5 protein-coding genes and 1 pseudogene are annotated in these 6,919 nt (G+C 41.9%); all 6 read left to right on the forward strand.

Features of this window, described 5'->3' with window-relative positions:
- Nucleotides 1-56 precede the first annotated feature (56 nt).
- On the forward strand, nucleotides 57-2,987 hold the full coding sequence (locus QZ359_RS00215) for an SEC10/PgrA surface exclusion domain-containing protein (protein ID WP_293944943.1): 2,931 nt from the start codon (nucleotides 57-59) through the stop codon (nucleotides 2,985-2,987).
- A gap of 8 nt (nucleotides 2,988-2,995) precedes the next feature.
- Nucleotides 2,996-3,148: a type II toxin-antitoxin system Phd/YefM family antitoxin gene (locus tag QZ359_RS00220; protein ID WP_293944944.1), complete on the forward strand. Its 153-nt coding sequence runs from the start codon at nucleotides 2,996-2,998 to the stop codon at nucleotides 3,146-3,148.
- A 282-nt stretch (nucleotides 3,149-3,430) separates the two neighbouring features.
- Nucleotides 3,431-5,044, forward strand: a complete 1,614-nt coding sequence (locus QZ359_RS00225; RefSeq protein WP_120769852.1) for a ribonuclease Y — start codon at nucleotides 3,431-3,433, stop codon at nucleotides 5,042-5,044.
- Between the two features lie 128 nt (nucleotides 5,045-5,172).
- On the forward strand, nucleotides 5,173-5,799 hold the full coding sequence (gene gmk, locus QZ359_RS00230) for a guanylate kinase (protein ID WP_000775041.1): 627 nt from the start codon (nucleotides 5,173-5,175) through the stop codon (nucleotides 5,797-5,799).
- A 24-nt stretch (nucleotides 5,800-5,823) separates the two neighbouring features.
- Nucleotides 5,824-6,138, forward strand: a complete 315-nt coding sequence (gene rpoZ / locus QZ359_RS00235) for a DNA-directed RNA polymerase subunit omega (protein WP_000979235.1) — start codon at nucleotides 5,824-5,826, stop codon at nucleotides 6,136-6,138.
- Between the two features lie 65 nt (nucleotides 6,139-6,203).
- Nucleotides 6,204-6,919, forward strand: a pseudogene (locus QZ359_RS00240) (primosomal protein N'); the annotation flags it as partial.

Genomic DNA, 6,919 nt, shown 5'->3' on the forward strand with positions numbered 1-6,919 from the left:
CCTTTAAAGGTTGTTTTGTGATATAATAAGTTTATAAAGAAAAAAGAGGAAACAATATGAAAAAATCAACAATCGCAATGACAGCAGCAATTGCAGCAGCATCCCTAGCTCATACAGTAGGCGCAGAAGAAGTCGCTCCAAAACCAGTGAATGTGGAAGCGCCAAAGGCGGAGGTTGTGGAAACAACTACTCCTGCGGTAGCGACAAAAGAAGAGGTTGCTACAAAAGAATCAGAAGCTAAGAAAGCGGATCAAGAAGTAGTAGAAGCAAAGCAGGCGGTCAAAGATGCCAAGCGTGCTACAAATGAAGCGGATTCTCTTGTCAATGAGAAAACAGAAGCTGTAAAAAAAGCAGAGGATTTTGCGAAGAAGGCAAGCCCAGCAGTTATTACAGAAGCTGAGAAAGCAGTAGTTAAGGCAAAAGCAGAAGCGGTTAAAAACGCAGAAGCAAAAGCTACAGAAGCAAACCAAGCGGTATCTGCACAAGAAGCAGTTGTAGCAGAAAAAGAAGCTACTCAAGCTACAAAAGAAAAAGCACTTACAAGTGCTACAGAAGCGGTTCAAATCGCCACAGACGCTGTTAATGGCAAAGGCTTGGAAAATGCCAAGGAAGCACAAAAAGAAGCCACAGAAGCCGAAAAAACAAGCAAACAAGCGCAAGCAGATGCAGAGACTGCCTTAAAAAATGCAGAAAAAGCAAATCAAACTACTCAAGCGCAAATCGAGAATACACAAGCAGAGATTGCTACAAAAACTCAAGCGGTATCGGATGCCAAAGCACATCAAGCACAAGCAGAACAAGCTCTTAAAGCGGTCACTGCTGAAGTTAACGCTCTTATCGAGTCATCAAAACCACTTGCAAAAGGGTCTATTCAGTTCAAAGAAGCCTTTGTTTCAAAAATCAAAGAAAAAATCCAGTTGAATAAGGATTATTGGGCAATTCCAGATAATAAACTTACTCAAGCGGATATTGATAAATTTGAAGCTCGTAATAAAGAGTTGAAAAAAGAGATCACTGACATGGTTGGGGATAGTATCCAATCTAAAGACCTTGTCTTGAGCGAAGCGGATAAGGCAGATAAGACACAGTATGATGTTAATAATCTTCCAAAAGAAGTCCGTGATGATTTGACACTATTTGCAGCAGACCTAACAAATCAAATGCGTCGTCAACTTGGTTTGTCTGATGTGAAAGTGACTGAGGATTCATTCCACTTTGCAGATAAAATTGCACGTGAATACGAAAAAGACGGTGTTACCCCTGAGTTGCTAGATAGCTACCGTGCTAAGAAAAATGGTCATGGTCACTATGCTATTGGTATCAATAAAGTTGCTAAAGAGTATGGTTTGAATGATGGTCAGTCTGATAAGCAACGTAAAGAAGCAGAGCTTCGAGGTGGTCAAAGTTATGAAAACTCAGTAAACTTTGTTGCAAACAGTTCTGATGGAAGTAAAGAATTAGTTTATCTAACAAAAGCGGAGTTGCGTGAAAAAGTATTTGAGTCTTTGGTTAGCTTCGTTTCTACAGAGAAAGACTATGGGCATGCAAAAGACACTCTAGGGTTTGAGAAAGTTGCAGGGACTCTCTATTACGGTGGTTTTGGTGCTAGTCAAGTTCCCGGTATGTTTACAGTACATACAGTACCCGGTATCCCGGATAGCTATATGAAAAATTCTACATTTAACCGTACAGAAATCACAAATCCTTACACAGTAGCTCGCAAAGGTGCTTCAACCAATACTAAGCTAGAAGCTAAAAAAGCAGAGAAAGCCCAAGCAGAACAAACTCTTAAAACTGCTAATCAAACTGTAGCTGAAGCAGAAACTGCATTGCGAACTGCAAACTCAAACTTGAAAGCCCAAGAAGCTCAACTTAAAGATACAGTTGCATTGAAACAAACTCTTCAATCTGCTACAACAACACATAATCAAGCCGTTGTTGCCTTGTCAAATGCCAATGCCTTGGTTGCTACTTTGTCTGCTACAAAAGCAGATAAAGAAGCGAAGTTGGCAGAGTTGAAGGCAACTGCACAAGAAGTAGAGAACGAATTTAACCAAGCCAAAGCAGAAACAACAGCAGAGAAAGCAACTCTTTCTTCTCTTCAAGGGAAAGCAGAAGAAGCTTCTCAAGCGGTATCCGTTGCCAAAGAAGCGCTTAAAGAAGCAGAAGCAACTGTAACGGCTTCAAAAGAATTGGTTCAAGATTTGAAAGCTGCTACAAAAGAGCTTGAAGCTCGCAAGGCAGAGTTGAAAGACGCAGAAGAAGCGCTTAAAGAAGCAAAAGCAAACCAAGCAACTGCACAAGAAACACTTGAAGCAAAAGAGAACGCAGCCAAAGAAGCGAATAAGGCTTATGCGACAGCAAAAGCAAGTTATGAAGCAGAACAGGCACGACTTCAAGCAGAAGAATTGAAGAAACATCCGGTAACACCTGTTCTTCCAACAACTCCACGTGTTGAAGTTCCTGTTGTGAATAACAATGGTGGGGTGTCTGGCCAAGATAAAGCCAAAGTAGATGTAGTTGCCAAACAAAAAACGGAAACTAAGACTACAAAAGATTCTCAAGCTGGTAACTGGATTGAGTCAGCTGGTCGCTGGTGGTATCAGCATGAAGATGGTTCATACACTACTAACGGTTGGGAACAAATAAAGGGTATATGGTATTACTTTGACAATACAGGCTGGATGCAAACTGGCTGGGTCAAAACTGGTGCCTCATGGTATTACTTGAATGAAACAGGTTCACTGGCTACAGGCTGGGTCAAAGACAATGGCACATGGTACTATCTTAAAGAAAATGGTAAAATGGCTACTGGTTGGGTAAAAGATAATGATACAAGGTATTATCTTGATAGCGCTGGAGCTATGAAAACAGGCTGGTTTACAGTTTCTGGTAAATGGTACTATGCCTATAGTTCAGGAGCTTTAGCAGTAAACACCACTACACCAGATGGCTATACGGTTAATGGTAACGGTGAGTGTGTATAAAGGAATATATGAAGAAGGTAAATGATGAATTTGAAGCTTTGATAGTGCCCCTTTTTAAGAGCGACTGGAACAGTATTCAGGAAACCCTGAGAATCGCTCAAAATAAGGAACTTTCTGACAAAATCTTACGAGGAATGGCCCGAATTCGCGCAGGACATTAGTCTAATTTACAGAGAATACCTGAGTGAAATCTTGCTGTTGTTAGAAACAAATTTCTTGCATTCTAACGATTATTAGGAAGTCTACTGCAAAGTAGGCTTTTTCTCAAATCTCTACTAAAACTAGGATTTCTAAGAAATAGAGATTTCGCTAATAAATTATAGGTAATTAAACTCCAATTTCCTCAAAACATATTCTATTTTAGGTTTGTGAAAATCACTTTTTTATGGTAGAATGTAAAAGAATGTATGTCATTCGGAATAACAATAAAATGAGGTAAAAACATGGAAATCATGTCGCTTGCGATTGCTGTTTTTGCCGTCATCATTGGTTTAGTCATTGGATATGTCAGCATCTCAGCTAAGATGAAATCATCTCAGGAAGCTGCAGAGTTGATGCTTTTAAATGCTGAACAAGAAGCAACTAATTTACGTGGACAAGCTGAACGTGAAGCGGATTTACTTGTTAATGAAGCTAAACGTGAAAGCAAGTCTCTTAAAAAAGAAGCACTATTGGAGGCCAAAGAAGAAGCCAGAAAATACCGTGAAGAAGTGGACGCTGAATTCAAATCAGAACGTCAAGAACTCAAACAAATCGAAAGTCGTTTGACAGAGAGAGCTACTAGCCTTGATCGTAAGGACGACAATTTGACGAGTAAAGAACAAACACTTGAACAAAAAGAACAAAGTATTTCTGATAGAGCGAAAAACCTTGATGCGCGTGAAGAGCAATTAGAGGAAGTCGAAAGACAAAAAGAAGCAGAACTAGAGCGTATTGGTGCCCTGTCTCAGGCAGAAGCACGAGATATTATCTTGGCACAGACAGAGGAAAACTTGACCAAGGAGATTGCTAGCCGTATTCGCGAAGCTGAGCAAGAGGTCAAGGAACGTTCTGACAAAATGGCTAAGGACATCTTGGTTCAAGCTATGCAACGTATCGCTGGTGAATATGTAGCGGAGTCAACAAACTCAACGGTTCATCTGCCAGACGATACTATGAAGGGACGCATTATTGGTCGTGAAGGTCGTAACATTCGTACCTTTGAAAGTTTGACAGGGGTTGATGTCATTATCGACGATACGCCAGAAGTGGTGACCTTGTCAGGTTTTGACCCGATTCGTCGTGAAATTGCCCGTATGACTATGGAAATGTTGCTCAAGGATGGTCGTATCCACCCAGCTCGTATCGAAGAGTTGGTTGAGAAAAACCGTCAAGAGATTGACAATAAGATTCGTGAATACGGTGAGGCTGCTGCCTATGAAATTGGGGCACCAAACCTTCATCCAGACTTGATGAAAATCATGGGTCGCTTGCAGTTCCGTACTTCATATGGACAAAATGTCTTGCGTCATTCGATTGAGGTTGCTAAGTTGGCTGGTATCATGGCGAGCGAACTTGGTGAAAATGCGGCTCTTGCCCGTCGTGCTGGATTCCTTCACGATATCGGGAAAGCTATTGACCGCGAGGTTGAGGGTAGCCACGTTGAAATCGGTATGGAACTGGCACGTAAGTACAAGGAACACCCAGTTGTGGTGAATACGATTGCTAGCCACCACGGTGATGTTGAGCCTGAGAGCGTCATTGCAGTGATCGTCGCTGCAGCAGATGCCTTGAGTGCAGCTCGTCCAGGTGCTCGTAGTGAGTCTCTTGAAAGCTATATCAAGCGTCTTCATGATTTGGAAGAAATTGCGAACGGCTTTGAAGGGGTACAAAATAGCTTTGCCCTTCAAGCAGGACGTGAAATCCGTATCATGGTCAATCCAGGACAAATCAAGGACGACAAAGTCACAATCTTGGCTCACAAAGTTCGTGAGAAAATTGAAAACAATCTCGATTACCCAGGAAATATCAAGGTAACCGTGATTCGTGAGCTTCGTGCAGTAGATTATGCTAAATAAATAAGAAAGAGCAGTTGAAAAATTACTGCTTTTTTGTTACACTAGATAGAAAGACTGTAAAGGATAATCTGGCTTTTTGCTATTATTCTAGAGAAATGTTATTTCACAGACTGACTAAAGGAGACACAATGGCAGACCGAGGCTTACTAATCGTTTTTTCTGGTCCTTCAGGGGTTGGAAAAGGAACGGTTAGAAGAGAGATTTTTGAGAGTTCTGAAAACCAATTTCAATACTCTGTATCGATGACGACACGCGCACAACGTCCTGGAGAAGTGGACGGTGTTGACTATTTCTTCCGTACTCGCGAAGAGTTTGAAGAGCTGATTCGTCAAGGACAGATGTTGGAATACGCAGAATATGTCGGCAACTACTATGGAACTCCTCTGACCTATGTCAATGAAACCTTGGACAAGGGAATCGATGTTTTTCTTGAAATTGAAGTTCAAGGCGCTCTTCAGGTCAAGAAAAAGGTTCCAGATGCTGTCTTTATCTTCCTGACACCACCAGATCTTGATGAATTGCAAGATCGTTTGGTAGGTCGTGGAACAGATAGTGCAGAAGTGATTGCCCAACGAATCGAAAAAGCCAAGGAAGAAATTGCCCTCATGCGTGAGTATGATTATGCGATTGTCAACGATCAGGTGCCCCTAGCTGCTGAGCGTGTCAAACGTGTTATCGAAGCAGAGCACTTCCGTGTGGATCGTGTCATTGGTCACTATCAGGAGATGTTACCAAAGTCTCCAACTACTCGATAAAATTTAGAAAATAGGTACAAGCAAATGATGTTAAAACCCTCTATTGATACCTTGCTCGACAAGGTTCCTTCAAAATATTCACTCGTAATCTTGGAAGCAAAACGTGCCCACGAATTGGAAGCAGGTGCGCCAGCAACTCAAGGTTTCAAGTCTGAAAAATCAACTCTTCGTGCTTTAGAAGAAATCGAATCAGGAAACGTTACAATTCACCCAGATCCAGAAGGAAAACGTGAAGCGGTGCGTCGCCGTATCGAAGAAGAAAAACGCCGCAAAGAAGAAGAAGAAAAGAAAATCAAAGAGCAAATTGCTAAAGAAAAAGAAGATGGTGAAAAAATTTAAGGTTGGGGGGACTCAATCTTATTTTTTCTATTGCAAGAATGTACTGACAAGGAGGAGGTGAGAAGATGGCTATAGCCAAGATTATCGTAGATGTGCCCTTGATGCAGATGGACCAGCCCTATAGTTACAGGATTCCTGAGGAATTTGAGGGAATGCTGGAAGTTGGGATGCGGGTTCATGTGCCTTTTGGTAAGGGAAATCGTCTGATTCAAGGGATTGTTCTTGGTTTGGAGTTCCAATCGGATGAAGAAGAGGCTAATCAAGATTTAAAAGATATTGCAGAGGTGCTGGATTTTTCTCCTGTTCTCACGCAAGAACAACTCTGGCTGGCTGAGGAGCTCCGCAAGTCCGTCTTTTCTTATAAAATCTCCATCCTCAAGGCTATGTTACCAGGGTTTCTGAACTCCAGCTATGACAAGATTCTCTATCCTCTGGCAGGTCTGAGTCATGAAGACCGAGAGCGCTTGTTTGGTTCAGAGGATTCGCTTGCCTTTTCTTCTCTGGATTTAGCTAAGCAAGCTGAAATGATGCGTTTGACTAGAAAAGGCCTGCTTGGTCTGGAGTATCAGGCAGTCGATCAAAAGAAGGTCAAGACCCAGTCTTGGTATGAGGTAGACCTTGTTCAGTTAGAAGGTGTAGAGATTTCTACACGCGCCAAGAAAAAGTTAGAACTGAGAGACTATTTGCTGTCTCATCCAGAGAGTGCTTCCTTGGCTAGTTTGTTAGAGTCCTACTCGCGGGAGCAAGTCAACTTCTTTGTGGAACAAGGTGCTGTGACCAT

The sequence above is a fragment of the Streptococcus sp. genome, from assembly GCF_019414905.1.
GTDB lineage: Bacteria > Bacillota > Bacilli > Lactobacillales > Streptococcaceae > Streptococcus.

Coding starts and splice junctions, on each gene's coding strand:
- QZ359_RS00215 (WP_293944943.1), top strand. CDS start 57: ATGAAAAAATCAACAATCGCAATGACAGCAGCAATTGCAGCAGCATCC.
- QZ359_RS00220 (WP_293944944.1), top strand. CDS start 2,996: ATGAAGAAGGTAAATGATGAATTTGAAGCTTTGATAGTGCCCCTTTTT.
- QZ359_RS00225 (WP_120769852.1), top strand. CDS start 3,431: ATGGAAATCATGTCGCTTGCGATTGCTGTTTTTGCCGTCATCATTGGT.
- gmk (WP_000775041.1), top strand. CDS start 5,173: ATGGCAGACCGAGGCTTACTAATCGTTTTTTCTGGTCCTTCAGGGGTT.
- rpoZ (WP_000979235.1), top strand. CDS start 5,824: ATGATGTTAAAACCCTCTATTGATACCTTGCTCGACAAGGTTCCTTCA.